This window comes from Sphingomonas sp. ABOLH (assembly GCF_003951715.1).
Classification (GTDB): Bacteria; Pseudomonadota; Alphaproteobacteria; order Sphingomonadales; family Sphingomonadaceae; genus Sphingomonas; species Sphingomonas hankookensis_A.
Genome location: NZ_QQWV01000003.1, coordinates 126,870 through 148,238, shown reverse-complemented (window position 1 = coordinate 148,238; position 21,369 = coordinate 126,870). Strand labels below are relative to the sequence as shown.

At 64.7% G+C, this 21,369-nt stretch carries 34 protein-coding genes; 32 read left to right on the top strand and 2 right to left on the bottom strand.

Going from position 1 to position 21,369, the window contains the following annotated elements:
* Positions 1-17 precede the first annotated feature (17 nt).
* The gene (locus CA237_RS02685; protein WP_066689635.1) at positions 18-644 is read left to right on the top strand and encodes a glutathione S-transferase family protein; all 627 of its coding nucleotides are present in this window, start codon (positions 18-20) and stop codon (positions 642-644) included.
* Positions 645-763: 119 nt separating this feature from the next.
* Here CA237_RS02685 and CA237_RS02680 read toward each other — a convergent pair whose 3' ends face one another.
* Entirely contained in the window at positions 764-1,411 is a 648-nt protein-coding gene (locus tag CA237_RS02680) for a peptidylprolyl isomerase (RefSeq protein WP_066689634.1), read from the bottom strand.
* 44 nt (positions 1,412-1,455) lie between these two features.
* The gene (locus CA237_RS02675) at positions 1,456-1,911 is read right to left on the bottom strand and encodes a GFA family protein (protein ID WP_066689633.1); all 456 of its coding nucleotides are present in this window, start codon (positions 1,909-1,911) and stop codon (positions 1,456-1,458) included.
* Between the two features lie 69 nt (positions 1,912-1,980).
* On the opposite strand from CA237_RS02675, the gene CA237_RS02670 reads away from it, so the two are divergent.
* The 31 genes from CA237_RS02670 (at position 1,981) to rpsK (ending at position 21,327) form a co-directional block, all read left to right on the top strand.
* The gene (locus tag CA237_RS02670; RefSeq protein WP_164523813.1) at positions 1,981-2,415 is read left to right on the top strand and encodes an MAPEG family protein; all 435 of its coding nucleotides are present in this window, start codon (positions 1,981-1,983) and stop codon (positions 2,413-2,415) included.
* A gap of 60 nt (positions 2,416-2,475) precedes the next feature.
* The gene (locus tag CA237_RS02665; protein ID WP_066689631.1) at positions 2,476-2,748 is read left to right on the top strand and encodes a hypothetical protein; all 273 of its coding nucleotides are present in this window, start codon (positions 2,476-2,478) and stop codon (positions 2,746-2,748) included.
* Between the two features lie 287 nt (positions 2,749-3,035).
* The gene (gene rpsL, locus CA237_RS02660; protein ID WP_066689749.1) at positions 3,036-3,407 is read left to right on the top strand and encodes a 30S ribosomal protein S12; all 372 of its coding nucleotides are present in this window, start codon (positions 3,036-3,038) and stop codon (positions 3,405-3,407) included.
* Positions 3,408-3,504: 97 nt separating this feature from the next.
* Positions 3,505-3,975, top strand: coding sequence for a 30S ribosomal protein S7 (gene rpsG / locus CA237_RS02655; RefSeq protein ID WP_066689748.1), 471 nt, complete (start codon positions 3,505-3,507; stop codon positions 3,973-3,975).
* Between the two features lie 95 nt (positions 3,976-4,070).
* On the top strand, positions 4,071-6,164 hold the full coding sequence (fusA, locus tag CA237_RS02650; protein ID WP_066689630.1) for an elongation factor G: 2,094 nt from the start codon (positions 4,071-4,073) through the stop codon (positions 6,162-6,164).
* Between the two features lie 204 nt (positions 6,165-6,368).
* Positions 6,369-7,562: an elongation factor Tu gene (gene tuf / locus CA237_RS02645; RefSeq protein WP_066689629.1), complete on the top strand. Its 1,194-nt coding sequence runs from the start codon at positions 6,369-6,371 to the stop codon at positions 7,560-7,562.
* 153 nt (positions 7,563-7,715) lie between these two features.
* Positions 7,716-8,024, top strand: a complete 309-nt coding sequence (gene rpsJ, locus CA237_RS02640; RefSeq protein WP_033921125.1) for a 30S ribosomal protein S10 — start codon at positions 7,716-7,718, stop codon at positions 8,022-8,024.
* A 324-nt stretch (positions 8,025-8,348) separates the two neighbouring features.
* The gene (rplC, locus tag CA237_RS02635) at positions 8,349-9,074 is read left to right on the top strand and encodes a 50S ribosomal protein L3 (RefSeq protein WP_066689747.1); all 726 of its coding nucleotides are present in this window, start codon (positions 8,349-8,351) and stop codon (positions 9,072-9,074) included.
* 2 nt (positions 9,075-9,076) lie between these two features.
* A complete protein-coding gene (gene rplD / locus CA237_RS02630; RefSeq protein WP_066689628.1) occupies positions 9,077-9,703 on the top strand; it encodes a 50S ribosomal protein L4 in 627 nt (208 codons plus the stop codon).
* Positions 9,696-10,010, top strand: coding sequence for a 50S ribosomal protein L23 (locus CA237_RS02625; RefSeq protein WP_066689627.1), 315 nt, complete (start codon positions 9,696-9,698; stop codon positions 10,008-10,010). The genes rplD and CA237_RS02625 overlap by 8 nt, the downstream gene beginning before the upstream one ends.
* A gap of 1 nt (position 10,011) precedes the next feature.
* Positions 10,012-10,863, top strand: a complete 852-nt coding sequence (gene rplB / locus CA237_RS02620) for a 50S ribosomal protein L2 (protein ID WP_066689626.1) — start codon at positions 10,012-10,014, stop codon at positions 10,861-10,863.
* 3 nt (positions 10,864-10,866) lie between these two features.
* Positions 10,867-11,145 (top strand): 30S ribosomal protein S19, encoded by a 279-nt coding sequence (gene rpsS / locus CA237_RS02615; protein WP_055763302.1) that lies wholly within the window; start codon positions 10,867-10,869, stop codon positions 11,143-11,145.
* On the top strand, positions 11,145-11,522 hold the full coding sequence (rplV, locus tag CA237_RS02610; RefSeq protein WP_066689625.1) for a 50S ribosomal protein L22: 378 nt from the start codon (positions 11,145-11,147) through the stop codon (positions 11,520-11,522). The genes rpsS and rplV overlap by 1 nt, the downstream gene beginning before the upstream one ends.
* Positions 11,522-12,232 carry a 30S ribosomal protein S3 gene (rpsC, locus tag CA237_RS02605; protein ID WP_055763307.1) on the top strand — a complete coding sequence of 237 codons (711 nt, stop codon included), beginning with the start codon at positions 11,522-11,524 and terminating at the stop codon, positions 12,230-12,232. The genes rplV and rpsC overlap by 1 nt, the downstream gene beginning before the upstream one ends.
* 12 nt (positions 12,233-12,244) lie before the next feature.
* The gene (gene rplP / locus CA237_RS02600; protein ID WP_055790394.1) at positions 12,245-12,676 is read left to right on the top strand and encodes a 50S ribosomal protein L16; all 432 of its coding nucleotides are present in this window, start codon (positions 12,245-12,247) and stop codon (positions 12,674-12,676) included.
* A 2-nt stretch (positions 12,677-12,678) separates the two neighbouring features.
* Entirely contained in the window at positions 12,679-12,882 is a 204-nt protein-coding gene (gene rpmC, locus CA237_RS02595) for a 50S ribosomal protein L29 (RefSeq protein ID WP_066689623.1), read from the top strand.
* Positions 12,883-12,893: 11 nt separating this feature from the next.
* Positions 12,894-13,166 (top strand): 30S ribosomal protein S17, encoded by a 273-nt coding sequence (gene rpsQ / locus CA237_RS02590; protein WP_055763313.1) that lies wholly within the window; start codon positions 12,894-12,896, stop codon positions 13,164-13,166.
* Positions 13,167-13,377: 211 nt separating this feature from the next.
* Positions 13,378-13,746, top strand: coding sequence for a 50S ribosomal protein L14 (gene rplN, locus CA237_RS02585; RefSeq protein ID WP_055996097.1), 369 nt, complete (start codon positions 13,378-13,380; stop codon positions 13,744-13,746).
* Complete coding sequence (rplX, locus tag CA237_RS02580; protein ID WP_066689622.1) at positions 13,746-14,060, top strand: 50S ribosomal protein L24; 315 nt, start codon at positions 13,746-13,748, stop codon at positions 14,058-14,060. The genes rplN and rplX overlap by 1 nt, the downstream gene beginning before the upstream one ends.
* Positions 14,053-14,637: a 50S ribosomal protein L5 gene (rplE, locus tag CA237_RS02575; RefSeq protein WP_066689621.1), complete on the top strand. Its 585-nt coding sequence runs from the start codon at positions 14,053-14,055 to the stop codon at positions 14,635-14,637. The genes rplX and rplE overlap by 8 nt, the downstream gene beginning before the upstream one ends.
* A 59-nt stretch (positions 14,638-14,696) precedes the next feature.
* Positions 14,697-15,002 carry a 30S ribosomal protein S14 gene (gene rpsN / locus CA237_RS02570; protein ID WP_055756896.1) on the top strand — a complete coding sequence of 102 codons (306 nt, stop codon included), beginning with the start codon at positions 14,697-14,699 and terminating at the stop codon, positions 15,000-15,002.
* 11 nt (positions 15,003-15,013) lie between these two features.
* Positions 15,014-15,409: a 30S ribosomal protein S8 gene (gene rpsH / locus CA237_RS02565; RefSeq protein WP_033921102.1), complete on the top strand. Its 396-nt coding sequence runs from the start codon at positions 15,014-15,016 to the stop codon at positions 15,407-15,409.
* Positions 15,409-15,942 carry a 50S ribosomal protein L6 gene (gene rplF, locus CA237_RS02560; RefSeq protein WP_066689620.1) on the top strand — a complete coding sequence of 178 codons (534 nt, stop codon included), beginning with the start codon at positions 15,409-15,411 and terminating at the stop codon, positions 15,940-15,942. Before rpsH ends, rplF begins: the two co-directional genes overlap by 1 nt.
* On the top strand, positions 15,942-16,298 hold the full coding sequence (gene rplR / locus CA237_RS02555) for a 50S ribosomal protein L18 (protein WP_066689619.1): 357 nt from the start codon (positions 15,942-15,944) through the stop codon (positions 16,296-16,298). Before rplF ends, rplR begins: the two co-directional genes overlap by 1 nt.
* 3 nt (positions 16,299-16,301) lie before the next feature.
* Positions 16,302-17,015 carry a 30S ribosomal protein S5 gene (gene rpsE, locus CA237_RS02550; protein WP_066689618.1) on the top strand — a complete coding sequence of 238 codons (714 nt, stop codon included), beginning with the start codon at positions 16,302-16,304 and terminating at the stop codon, positions 17,013-17,015.
* A gap of 6 nt (positions 17,016-17,021) precedes the next feature.
* Positions 17,022-17,198: a 50S ribosomal protein L30 gene (rpmD, locus tag CA237_RS02545; RefSeq protein ID WP_055763335.1), complete on the top strand. Its 177-nt coding sequence runs from the start codon at positions 17,022-17,024 to the stop codon at positions 17,196-17,198.
* A 99-nt stretch (positions 17,199-17,297) separates the two neighbouring features.
* Positions 17,298-17,828: a 50S ribosomal protein L15 gene (gene rplO / locus CA237_RS02540; protein ID WP_126012665.1), complete on the top strand. Its 531-nt coding sequence runs from the start codon at positions 17,298-17,300 to the stop codon at positions 17,826-17,828.
* 236 nt (positions 17,829-18,064) lie between these two features.
* A complete protein-coding gene (gene secY, locus CA237_RS02535) occupies positions 18,065-19,432 on the top strand; it encodes a preprotein translocase subunit SecY (protein ID WP_066689616.1) in 1,368 nt (455 codons plus the stop codon).
* Positions 19,433-19,457: 25 nt separating this feature from the next.
* Positions 19,458-20,102 (top strand): adenylate kinase, encoded by a 645-nt coding sequence (locus CA237_RS02530; RefSeq protein ID WP_066689615.1) that lies wholly within the window; start codon positions 19,458-19,460, stop codon positions 20,100-20,102.
* Positions 20,103-20,457: 355 nt separating this feature from the next.
* Positions 20,458-20,826 (top strand): 30S ribosomal protein S13, encoded by a 369-nt coding sequence (rpsM, locus tag CA237_RS02525; protein ID WP_066689614.1) that lies wholly within the window; start codon positions 20,458-20,460, stop codon positions 20,824-20,826.
* 111 nt (positions 20,827-20,937) lie between these two features.
* The gene (gene rpsK, locus CA237_RS02520; RefSeq protein ID WP_055763349.1) at positions 20,938-21,327 is read left to right on the top strand and encodes a 30S ribosomal protein S11; all 390 of its coding nucleotides are present in this window, start codon (positions 20,938-20,940) and stop codon (positions 21,325-21,327) included.
* Positions 21,328-21,369 lie beyond the last annotated feature (42 nt).

Below are 21,369 nucleotides of genomic sequence, written 5' to 3'. Positions count from 1 at the left end.
TTTGGAGGAGATGCCCCATGGCCGGACTGACGCTGTACACCAACCCGATGTCGCGCGGGCGGATCGCGCGCTGGATGGTGGAGGAGGTTGGCGCGGACTATGATGTCGAGATGCTCGGCTATGGCGGGACGATGAAGGCCGACGCCTATCTGGCAATCAACCCGATGGGGAAGGTGCCGGCGATCGTCCATGACGGTCATGTCGTCACCGAATGTGCCGCGATCTGCGCCTATCTTGCCGATGCCTTTCCCGACGCCGGTCTTGCACCGGTCGCGGGCGAACATGCCGATTATTATCGCTGGCTGTTCTTCGCGGCGGGGCCGGTCGAGCAGGCGGTCACCAACCGCTCGCTGGGCGTCGTGCCAACCGACGATCAGCAGCGGATGGTCGGCTATGGCGATTACGACCGGGTGGTCGACGTGCTGGAGGCGGCGGTGTCGGCGCACCCCTATATCGCGGGCGACCGCTTCACCGCCGCCGATGTCTATGTCGGGTCGCAGGTGATGTGGGGGACGCAGTTCGGTACGCTGCCGAAGCGCGATGCGTTCCTGGCCTATGCCGCCCGGCTGGCCGACCGTCCGGCGCATGTCCGGGCGAGCGAGCTGGACGATGCGGCGATGGCGGAGATGCAGGCGGCGGGGTGAGTATCGACCAGTACGTCATTCCAGCGAAGGCTGGAATCTCCCGGTAAAGGCGCGCGCGCCTCGCCGCGGGAGGCCCCAGCCTTCGCTGGGGCGACGATTTGCAACGGGCGTCGGTCCAACTACCGCCGCACGCCGATCAGCCACACCTTCGGCTGGCCGGTCGGCTGCGGCTTTCCGTCCAGTCGCCGGGCGCGCAGGATGCGGATGGGGTCGAGGATCATCTGCCCCTTCATCGCGTCCGATCCGCCGCCGGTCGGCCTGGCGAGGATGCGCTTGACCACGTCCATGCCGCCGACGACCCGGCCGAACGCGGCATAGCCGGCGAAGTCGTCCTTCGCGTCCATGCTGGGCATCGCGCCGACCAGCAGCACGAAATTGCCGCCCGCCGAATTGGCCTCGGGGCGCCGCGCCATCGAGATCGCGCCGTCGACATGTTTCACGCCGGTGCGGTCGGTCCGTTCGTGCGGAAAGGGCGGCAGGATGCGGCGGGCATCGGTGCGGATGCCACCCTGGATGAAGCCCAGCTTCGGATCGGCCTTGCGCCGCGCCGAACGGTAGAAGTCGGTATCGTCGAACCGACCGTCATCGACATAGGCGAGGAAGTTCTTCGACGTCGCCGGCGCGCGTTTGACGTCCAGCGCGACGATGATCGACCCGACATTGGTGTCGATCTTCACCCGGACATAGCCCGGCGCGGCGCGGGTGGCGGACTGGGCGTGGGCGGCGGGCGCGAGCGCCATCAGCAACAGGGCGAACAGGATACGCATGGAGCGGCTTCTATCGCCGCTCGCCGCCGGGCGGAAGCGCCGCGTCAGTCCGTCCGCATCGCGGCATATTCCGCCAGCAGCGGGCCGAACGCCTCGGGCGGCGGAAAGCCCGGATAGCGGTGGCGCGCGGGCGTCGTCGCCCAGGGCAGCGCCTCGGCAACGCAGGTGTCGATGAACGGCGCGAACGCTTCCGGCCGGTCGAGTACGCCGACACGAACATTGGTGAAGCCGGGATCGGGTTCGATGCGGGTGAACAGCCAGCCCTTGCAATGGTCGCAATGATGGTGGCGGACCTGTTCGCCATGCAGCCCGCCGATGACGGTATCGCCGGTGACGGTCAGCGCGGCGCTCGGCACCGCGAGCGTCAACGAGAAGGCGCTGCCGGACATGCGCTGGCATCCGCGGCAATGGCACGCCATCGTCATCATCGGCGCGGCATCGATGTGGAGGTGCACCCGGCCACAGCGGCAGCTCCCGTCGATCGGCAGGGCAGGGGGCATCGCATCGCTCCGTTGGCGCAACAGGTCGCATCGGTATAGGTTGTGCGGCGGGCCGGGCAAATGGGGGTGATGACGATGATGACGCGGGCGATCCTGTGGCCGAGCTTCGCGCTCGTCGCGCTGATCTTTCTGGTCAGCCTGACGCTGGTACAGGCGCGCTTCGGCCATATGCGGCGGCAGCGGCCCCGCGCGACCGACTTAGTCGACAGCGAGGCGAGTCGCGCCTATTTCCGCCCGGTCGAACGGCCCGCCGCCAATCTCGCCAACCTGTTCGAGATGCCGGTCCTCTATTTCGCGCTGGTCCCGCTGCTGCTGATCACGGGGCTCGCGACGCTGGCGCAGGTTTCGCTCGCCTGGGTCTATGTCGCGCTGCGCGCCGGGCACAGCATCGCGCATATCGACGGCCGGGTGCGGCCGCGCTTCCTGTTCTTCGTCGCGTCGCATGCGGTGCTGGCGGCGATGTGGGTCGGCTTTGCGATCGATACCGGCTTCTCGGCGCGCTGACGGACCGGAACGCGACGGCACCGCGCGACGTTGGACCGCCGAACCGCTGGAGACAAACCGATGACCCGTTTCGCCGCCGCTGCCGCCCTGCCACTCGTCGCGCTGCTCGGCGCGTGCGGCGGACAGGAAATCGTGACGACCAACGATGCGAACGTCGTGTCGAACGACGTCTATGCCAATGCCGCCTTCCGCAACGACGGCGAGGTCGGCAACGAGATGATCGCGATCAATCCGATGGAGACCGAAGCCAATTCGGTCACGACCGCCGGCGACGCGATGATGGGCAACACGCCCGACGCGATGAACGCGACGATGGGCAACAGCATGAACTGATCGCCCGGCGATCGGAATGCTGTGACGGCGGACGGCAGGGCAGGGGCCTTGCCGTCCGTTTGGCATTCGGGTGTCCGCCCAGCACCATTGACCGCGCGGGGGCGGATCGGTATAGGCCGCGCGTCCCGCTGGGTCGGCGTCGTAGCCGTCACTGGCCTGCATGTGGGTTCAAAGAGCTGAACATTGCTGGAGACATCGGCCCCGAGGGTTTGCGCCCACGTGGCCTTTGCGCATTTCTGACAGGAACGGCTCCGGCAAAGTAACCGCAAGATAAGGTGAAGGGCTTCATGCCGACGATCAACCAGCTGGTCCGCAAGGGCCGCGAACCGCAGAAGGCCAAGTCGAAGGTCCCTGCGATGGACCAGAACCCGCAGAAGCGCGGTGTCTGCACCCGCGTCTACACGACGACCCCGAAGAAGCCGAACTCGGCGCTGCGCAAGGTGGCCAAGGTCCGCCTGACCAACAGCCGCGAAGTCATCAGCTACATTCCGGGTGAAGGCCACAACCTCCAGGAGCACTCGGTCGTGCTGATCCGCGGCGGTCGTGTGCGCGATCTTCCCGGCGTTCGCTACCACGTCCTGCGCGGCGTGCTCGATACGCAGGGTGTCAAGGATCGCCGCCAGTCGCGTTCGAAGTACGGCGCCAAGCGTCCGAAGTGATCCCGTGCCGCGCAGCTTCTGCGCGGCCTGAGGTCCATCTACCCCCAGTAAGCCCCCGACAGGTTCGGGAACCGGCTGAAGATTGAAGGAATATCTGATGGCTCGTCGTCGTCGTCCCGAAAAGCGGGAAATCCTGCCTGATCCCGTATACGGGGATGAGGTTCTGACCAAGTTCATGAATTCGGTGATGCTGGACGGCAAGAAGTCCGTCGCCGAAGGCATCGTCTATTCGGCATTCGAAACCGTCGAAGCCCGTGCGAAGCGCGATCCGCTGGGCGTGTTCCACGATGCGCTGAACAACGTGAAGCCGAACATCGAAGTGCGTTCGCGCCGCGTCGGTGGTGCGACCTACCAGGTCCCGGTCGAAGTCCGCTTCGAACGCGCCCAGGCACTCGCCATCCGCTGGCTGATCGCTTCGGCCCGCAACCGCAGCGAGAACACCATGTCGGCGCGCCTGTCGGGTGAGCTGATGGACGCTGCCAACAACCGCGGCAACGCCGTCAAGAAGCGCGAAGACACGCACCGCATGGCGGAAGCGAACCGCGCCTTCTCGCACTACCGCTGGTAAGCGAAGGCGGTGGCTTTTCACCGCTGAACTAACCGCCTATATCGTGGGGAGCGGGCGTCATGCCTCGCTCCCCACATTGCTAAGGAAGCACGATCATGGCCCGCAGCCATCCGCTCGAACGGTATCGTAACATCGGCATCATGGCGCACATCGACGCCGGCAAGACGACCACCACCGAGCGTATTCTTTACTACACCGGCAAGTCCTACAAGATCGGCGAAGTGCACGAAGGCACCGCCACCATGGACTGGATGGAGCAGGAGCAGGAACGCGGCATCACCATCACCTCGGCGGCAACCACCTGCAAGTGGCGTGCGGAAGAGGGCAAGGGTGAAGAGCACCTGATCAACATCATCGACACCCCCGGCCACGTCGACTTCACCATCGAAGTCGAGCGTTCGCTGCGCGTGCTCGACGGTGCGGTCGCCTGTTTCGACGGCGTTGCCGGCGTCGAGCCGCAGTCGGAAACCGTGTGGCGTCAGGCCGACAAGTACGGCGTGCCGCGCATGTGCTTCGTCAACAAGCTCGACCGCACCGGCGCCGACTTCTATTTCTGCGTCGATTCGATCATCGAGCGTCTGGGTGCGCGTCCGGCGGTCCTGTATCTCCCGATCGGTATCGAAGGCGGCTTCAAGGGCCTGGTCGACCTGGTCGAGAACCGCGCGATCATCTGGCTCGAAGAGTCGCTGGGCGCGAAGTTCGAATATCAGGACATTCCGGAAGACATGAAGGAAAAGGCTGCGAAGTATCGCAGCGACCTGATCGAAATGGCCGTCGAGCAGGACGACGACCTGATGGAAGCCTATCTCGAAGGCAACGAGCCGTCGGTCGCCGATCTGAAGAAGCTGATCCGCAAGGGGACGCTGGCGATGAACTTCGTGCCGATCGTGTGCGGTTCGGCGTTCAAGAACAAGGGCGTGCAGCCGCTGCTCGACGCCGTCGTCGACTATCTGCCGTCGCCGCTGGACATTCCGGACGTGCAGGGCGTGAAGCTCGACGGCGAGACCCCGGATTCGCGTCCGGCGTCGGACACCGCGCCGCTGTCGCTGCTGGCGTTCAAGATCATGAACGACCCGTTCGTCGGCTCGCTGACCTTCGCCCGCATCTATTCGGGCACCCTCACCAAGGGTTCGTACCTGAACTCGGTGAAGGACAAGAAGGAAAAGATCGGCCGTATGCTCCTCATGCACGCGAACTCGCGTGAGGACATCGACGAGGCGCGTGCGGGCGACATCGTCGCCATCGCGGGCCTGAAGGAAACGACGACCGGCGACACGCTGTGCGATCCGGCGAACCCGATCATCCTGGAACGCATGGAGTTCCCGGAACCCGTGATCGAGCTGTCGGTGGAGCCGAAGACCAAGGCCGACCAGGAAAAGATGGGCATCGCGCTCAACCGCCTGGCTGCCGAGGACCCCTCGTTCCGCGTGTCGACCGACCATGAATCGGGCCAGACGATCATCAAGGGCATGGGTGAACTCCACCTCGAAATCCTCGTCGATCGCATGAAGCGCGAATTCAAGGTGGAAGCGAATGTCGGTGCGCCGCAGGTGGCGTATCGCGAATATCTCGCCAAGCCGGTCGAGCTGACCTACACCCACAAGAAGCAGTCGGGTGGTTCGGGCCAGTTCGGCGAAGTGAAGGTCAAGGTCGTTCCCGGCGAGCGTGGTTCGGGCTACCAGTTCTTCGACGAGATCAAGGGCGGCAACATCCCGCGCGAATATATCCCGTCGGTGGAAAAGGGCATGCGCGAGACGGCACAGACCGGTTCGCTGATCGGCTTCCCGATCATCGACTTCGAAGTGCACCTGATCGACGGCAAGTATCACGACGTCGACTCGTCGGCGCTGGCGTTCGAAATCTGCGCCCGCGGCGCGATGCGCGAAGCGGCCCAGAAGGCCGGCATCAAGCTGCTCGAGCCGATCATGAAGGTCGAGGTCGTGACCCCGGAAGACTATCTGGGCGACGTCATCGGCGACATGAACAGCCGTCGTGGCCAGATCCAGGGCACCGACAGCCGCGGCAACGCGCAGACCGTCGAAGCGATGGTCCCGCTCGCCAACATGTTCGGCTATGTGAACCAGCTCCGCTCGTTCACGCAGGGCCGCGCGCAATACTCGATGCAGTTCTCGCACTATGACGAAGTGCCGCAGAACGTCGCGGATGAGGTCAAGGCGAAGATGGCCTGAGGCGCACGGGGCTAAGCCAGCTTAGCTCCGAGACGCCGAAAGGCCGGCCGGCGGAGCGGTCCCACGACCGCTCCGACCGACGGCGAATTTACTTCGTCGTCCTCTCCCCGGTTCGGGGGCTGGCATTACGAAACAACACCCGCTAAAGGGCCGCGTTCGCGTGGCCCCTGATGCGGCACCGAATTCGAATCAGAAGGTAGGAAAATGGCAAAGGCAAAATTCGAGCGGAACAAGCCGCACCTGAACATCGGCACCATCGGCCACGTCGACCACGGCAAGACCTCGCTGACGGCCGCGATCACCAAGGTGCTGGCGGACACGATGGGCGGCGTCGCCGTCGACTTCGCCAACATCGACAAGGCTCCGGAAGAGCGCGAGCGCGGCATCACCATCTCGACCGCGCACGTCGAGTATGAGACCGCCAACCGCCACTATGCGCACGTCGACTGCCCGGGTCACGCCGACTATGTGAAGAACATGATCACCGGCGCGGCGCAGATGGACGGCGCGATCCTGGTCGTGTCGGCCACCGACGGCCCGATGCCGCAGACCAAGGAGCACATCCTGCTCGCCAAGCAGGTCGGCGTTCCCACCATGGTCGTCTTCCTGAACAAGGTCGACCTGGTCGACGACGAGGAAATCCTCGAACTCGTCGAAATGGAAATCCGCGAAGAGCTGTCGAAGCGTGAATTCGACGGCGACAACATTCCGATCATCCGTGGCTCGGCCACCTGCGCCCTGTCGGGTTCGGACCAGAAGCTCGGCCAGGACGCGATCCTCGAGCTGATGAAGGCCGTCGACGAGTCGATCCCGCAGCCGGAACGTCCGCTGGACAAGCCGTTCATGATGCCGATCGAAGACGTGTTCTCGATCTCGGGTCGCGGCACCGTGGTCACCGGCCGCGTCGAAACCGGCGTTGTGAAGGTCGGCGAAGAAGTCGAAATCGTCGGCATCCACGAATCGGTCCGCAAGACCGTCGTGACCGGCGTCGAAATGTTCCGCAAGCTGCTCGATCAGGGCCAGGCCGGCGACAACATCGGCGCGCTGATCCGCGGCGTCGCCCGTGACGAAGTGGAGCGTGGTCAGGTTCTGGCGAAGCCGGGCTCGATCACGCCGCACACCGACTTCCAGTCGTCGGTGTACGTGCTGTCGAAGGACGAAGGTGGCCGTCACACGCCGTTCTTCGCCAACTATCGTCCGCAGTTCTACTTCCGCACGACCGACGTGACCGGCACCATCGAACTGCCGGAAGGCACCGAAATGGTCATGCCGGGCGACGAAGTCGCGCTGGGCGTGAAGCTGATCGCTCCGATCGCCATGGACGTCGGCCAGCGCTTCACCATCCGTGAAGGCGGTCGTACCGTCGGCGCAGGGGTTGTCAGCGGCATCGACAAGTAATATAGCGACTCGAACAGGTGGCGGTCCCCGGAGACGGGGGCCGCCATTTGCTATTTTATGAGGGCGCCTCGCTTGTAGCTGGGGTGCTCACTAAGCCATTCGTTGTTAATCAAGAGCCGTCCCAACGGCCCGCTCTTTCGCATCGGTAGGACCATGGACAACAATATCCGTATTCGCCTGAAGGCGTTCGACCATCGCGTGCTCGACCAGGCTGCCGGCGACATCGCCGACACCGCCCGTCGCACCGGCGCCCTGATCCGTGGACCGATTCCGCTGCCCACGCACATCGACAAGTTCACGGTCAACCGCGGCCCGCACATCGACAAGAAGTCGCGCGAGCAGTTCGAGACCCGGACCTACAAGCGTCTGCTCGACATCGTGCAGCCGACCCCGCAGACCGTCGACGCGCTCATGAAGCTCGACCTCGCGGCAGGGGTGGACGTAGAGATCAAGCTGGCGTAATAGCCGCTTGCCGCGACGTAGGGTGATTCCGCCCTGCGTCGCGCTTTCGCTTCCCGCCGGTTCGTTCTGAACAAAGGCGGTCGAAGCCGGGAAAGCAACCATAGGGATACCGAACGGCACGAAGTCTGCGGACGAAGTGCCGTTGTCCGCGTCCCCGCTATCGTCGATGCAGCCCTTCGGTGGGGGAATATCGGCGATGTCTGGCCCTGGCGGGGGCGTGCAGATCGCAAGGGCTGGGGCTTCGGAGGCGGGTGACCGCGCACCGGGGCCTTTTTCGTTAGGCAAGCTCGTCGTCAAGACGAGCCTCTGTTGGAGGAGTGGGTCATGCGCACTGGCGTGATCGCGAAGAAAATGGGAATGACCCGGTTGTTCCAGGACGATGGGCGCCACGTGCCCGTCACCGTCCTGCAGCTGGAGGACGTGCAGGTCGTCGCCCGTCGTGAGAAGGATCGTGACGGTTACGTCGCGGTGCAGCTCGGCGCCGGCACCGCCAAGGCGAAGAACGTCGCCAAGCCGCAACGTGGCCATTTCGGCAAGGCCGAAGTGACCCCGAAGGCGCGCGTGGTCGAGTTCCGCGTGGCGGACGATGCGCTGCTGGATGTCGGTGCCACCATCGGTGCCGATCACTATGTCGCCGGCCAGCTGGTCGACGTTTCGGGCCGTACGCAGGGCAAGGGCTTTGCGGGCGCCATGAAGCGTTGGGGCTTCGGTGGTCTGCGCGCCACGCACGGCGTGTCGGTATCGCACCGTTCGCACGGTTCGACCGGTCAGCGTCAGGATCCGGGCAAGGTCTTCAAGAACAAGAAGATGGCCGGCCACATGGGCGACCGTAACCGCACGCAGCAGAATCTGCAGGTCGTATCGACCGACGTCGAACGCGGGCTGATCTTCATCAAGGGTTCGGTCCCCGGCCACAAGGGTAGCTGGCTGACGGTCAAGGACGCGGTGAAGGTCGCGCGCCATGCCGACGCGCCGTATCCCGCGGGCCTGAAGAGCGCCAACAGCAACGACGCGGCCGCACCGGCAGCGACCGACGGCCAGGAGGGCTGATCATGAAGGTCAAGGTACAGACCCTCGACGCCGTCGAAAGCGGCGATATCGAGCTGAACGACGAGGTGTTCGGCCTCGATCCGCGTGCGGACATCCTGCACCGGGTCGTGACCTGGCAGCTCGAAAAGCGTCGCGGCACCGCCCGCGGCACCCGCGAGCGCGCCGATGTCGCGCGTTCGGGCAAGAAGCTGGGTCGCCAGAAGGGCGGCGGTGTCGCCCGTCACGGCGATCGTCGCGCGCCGGTGTTCATCGGCGGTGGTAAGGCGCACGGTGCCCGCGTCCGCGACTTCAACCCGGGCCTGAACAAGAAGGTTCGTGCACTGGGTCTGAAGATGGCGCTGTCGAGCCATGCCAAGGCGGGTTCGCTGGTGGTCCTGGACGGCCTGACCGTCGAGGACGGCAAGACCAAGGCGCTGACCGGCAACCTGTCGAAGCTGGGCTTCGGCAAGACCGCGCTGGTCATCGACGGCGACGCCGTGGAAACCACCTTCGCGCTGGCCGCGCGCAACCTCCGTCAGGTCAATGTCCTGCCGGCCGGTGGCGCCAACGTCTATGACATCCTGAAGCACGACACGCTGGTACTGACCCGCGCCGCCGTCGAAAAGCTGGAGGCCCGCTTCAATGGCTAAGCAGCAGCAGGCGATCGACATCCGTCACTATGACGTGGTGCTCGCGCCGCACATCACCGAAAAGGCGACGATGCTCTCCGAGCATAACGCGGTCGTCTTCAAGGTCGCGAACAAGGCGTCGAAGCCGGAGATCAAGGCAGCGGTCGAAGCGCTGTTCAACGTCACCGTCACCGGCGTGAACACGATCGTGACCAAGGGCAAGACCAAGAAGTGGAAGGGCGCGCCCTACACTCGCTCGGACTTCAAGAAGGCGATCGTGACGCTGGCCGAAGGCCAGTCGATCGACATTACCGAGGGGGCCAAGTAACATGGCACTCAAGCAATATAATCCGACCACGCCGTCGCAGCGTGGCCTGGTCCTGATCGACCGTTCGGCGCTGTACAAGGGCCGTCCGGTCAAGTCGTTGACCGAAGGCAAGACCAAGACCGGCGGTCGCAACAACAAGGGCCATGTGACCTCGCGCGGCATCGCCGGCGGTCACAAGCAGCGCTACCGCATCATCGACTTCAAGCGTCGCCTGTGGGACGTCGAGGGCACCGTGGAGCGGATCGAATATGATCCCAACCGCACCGCCTTCATCGCGCTGATCAACTATGGTGCGGACGAAGCGGGCAAGGACCGCGTCGCCTACATCATCGCGCCGCAGCGTCTGAACGTCGGCGACAAGGTGATCGCGGGCAAGAAGACCGACGTGAAGCCGGGCAACGCGATGGAACTGGGCCAGGTGCCGGTCGGCACGATCGTCCACAACATCGAGATGAAGCCGGGCAAGGGCGGTCAGATCGCTCGTTCGGCCGGCACGTACGTGCAGGTCGTCGGCCGCGACAAGGGCATGGTCATCGTTCGTCTGAACTCGGGTGAACAGCGCTACATCCACGCCGCCTGCATGGCGACGATCGGTGCGGTGTCGAACCCCGACAACCAGAACCAGAACCTGGGCAAAGCCGGTCGCAACCGCTGGCTCGGCCATCGTCCGCTTACCCGCGGCGTCGCCAAGAACCCGGTCGACCACCCGCACGGCGGTGGTGAAGGCCGGACCTCGGGCGGCCGTCACCCGGTCACCCCGTGGGGCAAGCCGACCAAGGGCGCGCGCACGCGGCACAACAAGGCGACGGACAAGATGATCATCCGTAGCCGTCACGCGAAGAAGAAGGGCTAAGCGATGGCTCGTTCCGTATGGAAGGGTCCGTTCGTGGACCTCAACCTGCTGAAGAAGGCAGAAGTGGCGCAGGACGCCGGCACCCGTGCCGGCCCGATCAAGACCTGGTCGCGCCGCTCGACCATTCTCCCGCAGTTCGTCGGCCTGACGTTCAACGTCTATAACGGCCGCAAGTTCGTGCCGGTTTCGGTCAACGAAGACATGGTGGGCATGAAGCTCGGCGAGTTCGCTCCGACGCGCTTCTTCCCCGGCCACGCCGCCGACAAGAAGGGCAAGCGCTGATGAGCAAGCAGGCAGCACCCCGCCGCGTTGGTGACAAGGAAGCTCTGGCGGTCGCGACCCAGGTCCGCGGCTCGGCGCAGAAGCTGAACCTCGTCGCCGCGCTCATCCGCAACCGCAAGGCCGGTGACGCGATGAACATCCTCGCCTTCTCGAAGAAGGCGATGGCGGTCGACGTCCGCAAGTGCCTCGCTTCGGCGATCGCGAACGCGGAAAACAACCACAACCTCGACGTCGACGCGCTCGTCGTCAAGGAAGCCTCGGTCGGCAAGTCGATCACGATGAAGCGTTTTGCGACCCGCGGTCGCGGCAAGTCGACGCGCATCCTGAAGCCGTTCAGCCGCGTGCGCATCGTCGTGTCCGAGGTGGAGGAAGCGTAATGGGTCACAAGTCCAATCCCATCGGTCTGCGTCTGCAGATCAACCGCACCTGGGACAGCCGTTGGTATGCCGAAGGCGCCGACTATGGCCGTCTGCTGCTGGAGGATCTGAAGATCCGCCAGTACATCATGAAGACGCTGCCGCAGGCCGCGATCTCCAAGGTGGTCATCGAGCGTCCGGCCAAGCTGTGCCGCATCTCGATCTTCGCAGCCCGTCCGGGCGTGATCATCGGCAAGAAGGGCACCGACATCGAAAAGCTTCGCAAGAAGCTGGGCACGATGACGGGCTCGGACGTGTCGCTGAACATCGTTGAAATCCGCAAGCCGGAAATCGACGCGAAGCTCGTCGCGCAGGGCATTGCCGACCAGCTCGAGCGTCGTATCGCCTTCCGCCGCGCCATGAAGCGTGCGGTGCAGTCGGCGATGCGCCTGGGTGCCGACGGCATCCGCGTCGCTTGCGGCGGTCGTCTGGGCGGTGCGGAAATCGCCCGTTCGGAAGGCTATCGCGAAGGTCGCGTTCCGCTGCACACGCTGCGCGCGAACCTCGACTATGCCGAGGCCGAAGCGCACACCGCGTATGGCGTCTGCGGCGTCAAGGTCTGGATCTTCAAGGGTGAGATCCTCGGCCACGACCCGATGGCGCAGGACCGGCTGATGATGGAGGCCCAGACCTCCGGCGTGCGCCCCGCGCGCGACGATCACCGCCGCTAAGGATAATTTGAGATGCTGCAACCAAAGCGCACCAAGTTCCGCAAGGCCTTCAAGGGCCGCATCCATGGCGATGCCAAGGGCGGTACGTCGCTGAACTTCGGGTCGTACGGCCTGAAGGCGATGGAGCCGGAGCGGATCACCGCCCGCCAGATCGAAGCGGCCCGCCGCGCGATCACGCGTCACATCAAGCGCCAGGGCCGCTTGTGGATCCGGATCTTCCCGGATCTGCCGGTGTCGTCGAAGCCGGCCGAAGTCCGCATGGGCTCGGGCAAGGGCTCGCCCGAATTCTGGGTCGCCCGCGTCAAGCCGGGTCGGATCCTGTTCGAACTGGACGGCGTGCCCGGCCCGCTCGCCGCGGAGGCGTTCTCGCGCGCCGCGATGAAGCTGCCGATCGCGGTCAAGGTCGTTGCCCGTCTGGGCGACACCTCGCACCTGGAGGGTTGAAAATGACGAAGGCAACCGATCTTCGCGCCAAGAGCGACGACCAGCTGGTCGAGGAACTGTCGAGCCTGAAGCGTGAGGCGTTCAACCTCCGCTTCCAGGCGGCGACCAGCCAGCTGGAAAAGCCGACCCGCGTGAAGGAAGTCCGTCGCGACATCGCGCGGATCAAGACGCTGCAGGGCGAGCGTTCGCGCTCGTCCGACAAGTAAGGACGAGAGACATGCCGAAGCGCGTGCTGACCGGGATGATCGTCTCGGACAAGACCGACAAGACGGTGGTGGTCAAGGTAGAGCGGAAGGTGAAGCACCCCCTCTACGGCAAGATCATCCGCCGTTCGAAGAAGTACCATGCCCATGACGAGGGCAATGAGTATCGCGAAGGCGAGACCGTGCGCATCGAAGAGACCGCGCCGATCTCGAAGCTGAAGACCTGGAAGGTGATCGAGCGGGTGAACACCCACGCGACGCCGGCGGAAGTCGCAGCCGAGGCGTAAGCCTTTGCAGGGGTGGGGCGCTTCGGCGTTGCCACCCCAAGCAATTCCGGGGTCGGACCCGGATGTGACGAACATTCGCGGGAAGGCTTGCCTTTTCGCTATGGGGCGGTTAATGGGCCGCTCCCCCCGGCGCGGTATCCCGCAGCCGGGGGTTCATTTTTAGCAGGCGGGGTCCGGTCGGAATCGGCCCCATGGACAAGGAATCGCATCCATGATTCAGATGCAATCCAACCTCGACGTCGCTGACAACAGCGGCGCGAAGCGGGTGCAGTGCATCAAGGTGCTGGGCGGCTCGAAGCGCCGCACGGCCGGTGTCGGCGACGTCATCGTCGTCAGCATCAAGGAAGCCGCTCCGCGCGGCCGCGTGAAGAAGGGTGACGTGCACCGCGCCGTCATCGTTCGCACCGCCAAGGACATCCGTCGCACCGACGGTTCGGTGATCCGCTTCGACGGCAACGCCGCGGTGCTGGTCAACAAGAACGAGGAGCCGATCGGCACCCGTATCTTTGGCCCGGTGGTCCGCGAGCTGCGCTCGAAGGGCTTCATGAAGATCATCTCGCTCGCCCCTGAGGTGCTGTAATGGCTGCTGCGAAGATCAAGAAGGGCGACACCGTGATCGTCCTGTCGGGCAAGGACAAGGGCAAGACCGGCCAGGTCACCCAGTCGATGCCGAAGGATGGCAAGGTCGTCGTTTCCGGCGTCAACATCGCCGTTCGCCACAAGAAGCCGAACCAGGCCGACCCGCAGGGCGGTCTGGTGCGCTCGGAAGCGCCGCTGCACGTCAGCAAGGTCGCGCACGTCGTCGACGGCAAGCCGACCCGCGTTCGTTTCGAAGTGCGTGACGGCAAGAAGGTCCGGGTCGCCGTGAAGGGCGGGGAGGTCATCAATGGCTGATAAGTACACGCCGCGCATGAAGTCGATCTATGACGATCGCATCGTGAAGGCGATGACCGAGAAGTTCGGTTACAAGAACGCGCTCGAAGTGCCCCGGATCGAAAAGATCGTCCTGAACATGGGCGTGGGCGAGGCGACGCAGGACAAGAAGAAGGTCGAGCAGGCCAGCTCCGAAATGGAGCTGATCGCGGGCCAGAAGCCTGTCGTCACCAAGGCGAAGAAGTCGATTGCGCAGTTCAAGCTGCGTGAAGGCATGGCGATCGGCTGCAAGGTCACGCTGCGCCGTGAGCGGATGTACGAATTCCTCGATCGCTTCATCACCATCGCGCTCCCCCGCGTCCGCGACTTTCGTGGCCTGAACCCGAAGTCGTTCGACGGCCGTGGCAACTATGCCTGCGGCATCAAGGAACAGATCGTGTTCCCCGAAATCAACTATGACCGCATCGACAAGGTGCGCGGCATGGATGTGATCGTGACCACCACCGCCAAGACCGACGACGAAGCTCGCGAGCTTCTGCGTCTGTTCGGTTTCCCCTTCCCGCAGGAAGCGGAAGCCGAGGAAAAGAAGGCGGCCTAATCCGGTCCGCCCCCGGCCACGGGGGCGGCCGTTCGCTTTAACGAAGAGAGCTTAAGTCCATGGCGAAACTGAGTTCCGTGAACAAGAACGAGCGCCGTCGCGCGCTCGTCAAGAAGTTCGCACCCAAATATGCGAAGCTGAAGGCGATCGCAGCCGACCAGTCGCTCGACGAAACCGAGCGTCTGATCGCGCGGCTGAAGATGGCCGAGATTCCCCGCAACGGGAATCCGACCCGCATCCGCAACCGTTGCGAGCTGACGGGTCGTCCCCGTGGCTATTATCGCAAGTTCCGTCTCGCCCGCGTCATGCTGCGTGAACTGGCCAACAAGGGCCTGATCCCCGGCGTCACGAAGTCGAGCTGGTAAGGAACACAGCAATGGCATTGACCGATCCCCTGGGTGACATGCTCACCCGCATCCGCAACGGCCAGCGCGCGCGCAAGGACTCCGTCCTGACGCCTGCCAGCAAGTTGCGGGCCCGTGTCCTCGACGTGCTGCAGCGTGAGGGCTATATCCGTGGCTACAGCGAAGAGCAGATGGGCCCCGCGGCCGGCATCCGCATCGAGCTGAAGTATTTCGAAGGCCAGCCGGCGATCAAGCACGTCGCGCGCGTTTCGAAGCCCGGTCGCCGCGTCTATTCGGGTTCGCAGGAACTGCCGAAGGTGCGCAATGGCCTCGGCATCACTATCGTCTCGACGCCGCGCGGCGTTCTGTCCGACGCCGAAGCGCGCGAACAGAATGTCGGTGGCGAAGTCCTCGCGGAGGTCTTCTGATGAGCCGCATCGGTAAGAAGGCAGTCCCGGTTCCGGCCGGCGTGACCGCCAACATCGCAGGGCGCGAGCTGAGCGTGAAGGGTCCGAAGGGCACGCTGACGCTGCCGCTGGCCGACGACATCAGCTATGCCGTCGAAGGCGACAGCATCTCGGTGCAGCCGGCGAATGACACCAAGCGCGCTCGCGCGTTCTGGGGCATGCAGCGCACGCTCGTGCAGAACCTGATCACCGGCGTGACCACCGGCTTCACCAAGAAGCTGCTGATCACCGGCGTCGGCTATCGTGCGGCTGCGCAGGGCAAGAATCTGAAGCTGCAGCTCGGCTACAGCCACGACGTCAACATCGACGTGCCGGAAGGCATCGAGATCAAGACGCCCGATCAGACCACGATCGAAATCAGCGGGATCGACAAGCAGAAGGTCGGTCAGATCGCTGCCGAGATCCGTCGTTGGCGTAAGCCCGAGCCGTACAAGGGCAAGGGCATCAAGTACGACGGCGAGTTCATCTTCCGCAAGGAAGGGAAGAAGAAGTAATGACCAAGGGTCTCTCCCTCTTCGAGAAGCGCCGTCGGCGCAATCGCACCGCGCTTCGTGCGCGTTCGGGCGGCCGTGCGCGGCTGTCGATCCATCGTTCGGGCAAGCACATCTACGCCCAGGTCATCGACGATGCAGCGGGTCGTACCGTTGCTTCGGCATCGACCCTGGAAAAGGACGTGCGTGGCACCTCCGGCGCGAACATCGATGCCGCCAAGGGCGTCGGCACCCGCGTTGCGGAAGCGGCGAAGGCCGCGGGCGTGACGCAGGTCGTATTCGACCGTGGCGGCTTCCTGTTCCACGGCCGCGTCAAGGCGCTGGCCGAGGCCGCCCGCGAAGCCGGATTGGAGTTCTAAGACATGGCTGACGAAAACAATCAGGCCGAAGCACCCGCCGTTGAGGCGACCGGTGGCGAACAGCCGCAGGGCCGTGGTCCGCGTGGCGGCCGTGGTCGTGGTGGCCAGGGCGGCGGCGACCGTGGTCGCGGTGGCCGTGACGGCGGCCGTGGCCGCCGCGACGATCGTCGCGGCGCAGAGGATGGTGGCGAGGAGCTGATCGAAAAGCTCGTCCACATCAACCGCGTGTCGAAGACCGTGAAGGGCGGCAAGCGCTTCGGTTTCGCAGCGCTCGTCGTCGTCGGCGACGGCAAGGGCCGCGTCGGTTTCGGGCATGGCAAGGCGCGCGAAGTGCCGGAAGCCATTTCGAAGGCGACCGCCGCTGCCAAGAAGGCGATGGTCCGCGTTCCGCTGAAGGACGGTCGTACGCTGCATCACGACGGCAACGGCCACTTCGGTGCCGGTCGCGTGACGGTGCGTTCGGCGCCGCAGGGTACTGGCATCATCGCCGGTGGTCCGATGCGCGCGATCTTCGAATCGCTGGGTGTCGCCGACGTGGTGACCAAGTCGGTCGGTACGTCGAACCCGTACAACATGATCCGTGCGACCTTCGAGGCGCTGAACGACCAGTCGTCGCCGAAGGCGGTGGCCCAGCGTCGCGGCAAGAAGATCGCCGACCTGCTGGGTCGTGGTGGATCGCAGACCGCCGAGGCTGACGCCGCGGCGATCGTGGAGTAACGAGCGATGGCAACCGTGAAGATCACCCAGACCGGGTCGCCGATCCGCCGGACCAAGGATCAGCGCGCGACGCTGATCGGTCTCGGCCTCAACAAGATGCACAAGACCGTGGAACTGGCCGACACCCCCGAGGTGCGTGGCATGATCCGCAAGGTGCAGCACATGGTGTCGGTCGAAGGCTGATACGCCTTCCACCTTTACCGGTGACAAATGCGGGGAAGGGGGCTATGCGGCCCCCTTCCTCATTTCTTTAGCGCGAACATAGCGAAAGCGAGTGCACACATGAAACTCAACGAAATCCGCGACAACGACGGCGCCCGCAAGAGCCGGATGCGCGTCGGCCGGGGCATCGGCTCGGGCAAGGGCAAGACCGCCGGCCGTGGCCAGAAGGGCCAGAAGAGCCGCGAAGGCGTCTCGATCAACGGCTTCGAAGGCGGCCAGATGCCGCTCCACATGCGGATCCCGAAGCGCGGCTTCAACAACATCTTCGCCAAGGATTACGCCGAAGTGAACCTCGGCGCGATCCAGAAGGCGGTCGACGCCGGCAAGATCGAAGCCGGTGCGGCACTCGACCACGCTGCGCTCAAGGCCGCGAACCTGGCCCGTGGCGGCAAGGACGGCGTCCGTCTGCTCGGCAAGGGCGAACTGACCGCAAAGCTGACCTTCACCGTTGGCGGTGCGTCGAAGTCGGCGATCGAAGCGGTTGAGAAGGCGGGTGGTTCGGTGTCGGTCATCGAAGTCGTGCCCGCGCACGAAAAGGCCGCTGCCAAGAAGGGCAAGACGCTCGCCGCCAAGAAGGCTGCGCACGCGTAAGCCTGCTCCCGTTGGGTTCGAGTAGCGATCGAGCCTGTCGAGAGCGCATATCGAGAACGGGGTACCGCTTAGCGGACCGTTCTCGACGGACGCTTCTCGACTGCGCTCGAAGCTGCTCGAACCGAACGGTTTCCTAGGGGGGCGTGTATCGTCCCCTTAGACATCCCGGCAGCAACCCCTATATGGTCGCCCGGGGGGTGGGCTGATGGCCCGCCAGCATCATTCGGGACATATCCATGGCAGCCGCCTCAGACGGTCTTGCGACCAATCTCAATCTGTCGAAATTCGGTCAGGCGACCGAACTCAAGAAGCGCCTGTGGTTTACGCTTGGGGCACTGATCGTGTTCCGCATGCTGAGCTATGTGCCGCTGCCGGGGATCGACCCGACGCAGCTCGGCCTGCTCGCGAACCAGACGCAGGGCGGCGTTCTCGACTTCTTCAATACTTTTTCGGGCGGTGCGCTGACGCGCATGTCGGTCGTCGCGCTGGGCGTCATGCCCTATATCACCGCATCGATCGTCGTGCAGCTCGCGACGTCGCTCAGCCCGCAGCTCGCCGCCATCAAGAAGGAAGGCGAATCGGGCCGCAAGAAGCTCAACCAGTACACCCGCTACGGCACGGTCGCGCTGACCGCGATCCAGGGCTACACCATCGCGGTCGGGCTGGAGGCGTTCGGCGCTTCGGCCGGCGCGCAGGCGGTGATCGAGCCGGGCATGACCTTCCGCATCGCGGCGGTCATCTCGCTGATCGGCGGCACCATGTTCCTGATGTGGCTGGGTGAGCAGATCACCAGCCGCGGCATCGGCAACGGCATCTCGCTCATCATCATGGCCGGCATCGTCGCACATCTGCCGACGACTTTGCTCCAGTTGTTCGAAGGCAGCCGGTCGGGCACGATGAACCCGCTGACTCTGATCGGCATCATCGTCGCGGTCGCCGGCCTCGTCCTGTTCATCTGCTTCATGGAGCGCGCGCAGCGCCGCATCCTGATCCAGTACCCGAAGCGTCAGACGGCGCGCGGGGTGCAGGCGGATCGCAGTCACCTGCCGCTCAAGATCAACACCGCCGGTGTGATCCCGCCAATCTTCGCGTCGTCGCTGCTGCTGATGCCGGTGACCATCACCCAGTTCGCCGGACAGGCGACGGCGGGCGAGAGCCGCTGGGGCGACTTCATCATCACCCTCAACCAGTATCTGGCGCATGGCCAGCCGCTCTACATGCTGCTGTACGGCGCGGGCATCGTGTTCTTCTCGTTCTTCTACACTGCGATCGTCTTCAATCCCGAAGAGACCGCCGATAACCTCAAGCGCTATGGCGGGTTCATCCCCGGCATCCGCCCGGGCAAGAATACCGAGAATTATTTCGACTATGTGCTGACCCGCATCACGGTCATCGGTGCGGCCTATCTGGTCATCATCTGCCTGCTGCCCGAATATCTGGTATCGGCGCTGTCGATTCCCTTCTATCTCGGCGGCACCAGCCTGCTCATCGTCGTGAACGTGACAATGGACACGGTGACGCAGATCCAGTCGCACCTGCTGGCGCACCAGTATGGCGACCTCATCAAGAAGGCCAAGCTGAAGGGCGGACGCCTGCGCGGCTGAGCGTAACAGGACTAAGGGGGCAGCTATGGACATCATCCTTCTCGGACCGCCGGGCGCGGGCAAGGGCACCCAGGCCGCGCGGCTCGAAGCGGCGCGCGGCATGGTGCAGCTGTCGACCGGCGACATGCTGCGCGCGGCGGTGAAGGCGGGCAGCCCGGTCGGCCTGCAAGCCAAGGCGGTGATGGATGCCGGCGAACTGGTGTCCGATGCGATCGTGTCGGCGCTGATCGGCGAGCGGCTTGACCAGCTGGGCGATCGCGGCGCGATCTTCGACGGCTATCCGCGCACCGCGGCGCAGGCCGACGCGCTCGACCTGCTGCTCGAACATCGCGGACGTCAGCTGACCCATGTGATCGAGCTGGTGGTCGACGAGGATGCGCTGGTCGAGCGCATCGTCGGCCGTTTTACCTGCGCCAATTGCGGTGCGGGCTATCATGACACGTTCAAGCAACCCGCGGTTGCCGGGGTGTGCGACGCGTGCGGCGCGACCGAGTTCAAGCGGCGTCCCGACGACAACGAGGAAACCGTGCGTACCCGCATGGTCGAATATCGCGCTAAGACCGCGCCGATCCTGCCGCTCTACGAAGCGCGCGGCCTGGTTCACCGCGTCGACGGCATGGCCGACATGGACGACGTGACCGGACAGATCGCGGTGATCCTCGACACGTAAGGGCAGGGCGGGCTTCGGTCCGCCAGCCGCAACCGTCACCCCAGCGCAGGCTGGGGTCTCCCCGTTGGAGCGCGCAGCGCCCGCTCCTCGGAGACCCCAGCCTGCGCTGGGATGACGTGTTCGGGGAGGCTGAGTTGCGGATGCGCTACCTGCGCACCTCACGCCCCATCCCGAATTTGGTTCCGTCCACCGGTTGACAGGGTGGGAATCGGTCCGTATCAGCGATCCACCCCGACATACCGGTTTACGGCGGCGCTTCCGCGCGTTCGCCGCGATCGCGCGTGACGGGTTGCAACGCTACGAGATGAGGGGCCGCTGCCATGCGGCGCCTCGTGGAGCTGGGAGAATTTAGTTCATGGCACGTATCGCGGGTGTTAATATCCCGACCAACAAGCGCGTCGTCATCGCGCTGCAGTACATTCACGGCATCGGTCCGGCCAAGGCCAAGGAACTCACCGAGCAGCTGGGCATCGCCGCCGAGCGCCGCGTGCAGGACCTGAGCGACCAGGAAGTCCTCCAGATCCGTGAAGCGATCGACGCGAACCACACCGTGGAAGGTGACCTGCGTCGCCAGACCGCGATGAACATCAAGCGTCTGATGGACCTCGCCTGCTATCGTGGCCTGCGCCACCGCAAGGGCCTGCCGGTCCGCGGCCAGCGCACGCACACCAATGCGCGCACCCGCAAGGGCAAGGCGAAGCCGATCGCGGGTAAGAAGAAGTAAGAAACAGTCCGGGGGACTGTTTCTAACTTCTTCTCCGTCGGAGAGAGGTAAGAGGCCGACCGCCTCCCGATCTCCGCACCACGCAAGATACTCAGGTCAGGATTTCCAATAATGGCACGTGAACCGCAGCGCCTTCGCCGTCGCGAGCGCAAGAACATCACCGCCGGCGTCGCGCATGTGAACGCCAGCTTCAACAACACCATGATCACCATCACCGATGCGCAGGGCAATGCGATCAGCTGGTCGTCGGCCGGCATGATGGGTTTCAAGGGCTCGCGCAAGTCGACCCCGTACGCCGCTCAGGTCGCTGCTGAAGACGCCGGCCGCAAGGCTGCCGACCACGGCGTGCGCACGCTCGAAGTCGAAGTGAAGGGCCCGGGTTCGGGTCGTGAATCGGCGCTTCGTGCGCTCCAGGCCGTCGGTTTCCAGATCACGTCGATCCGTGACGTGACCTCGATCCCGCACAACGGCGTGCGCCCGTCGAAGCGTCGTCGCGTCTGATCCGTGCCTGCCGCCCCGCCGGGTTCGTCCGGCGGGGCCGTT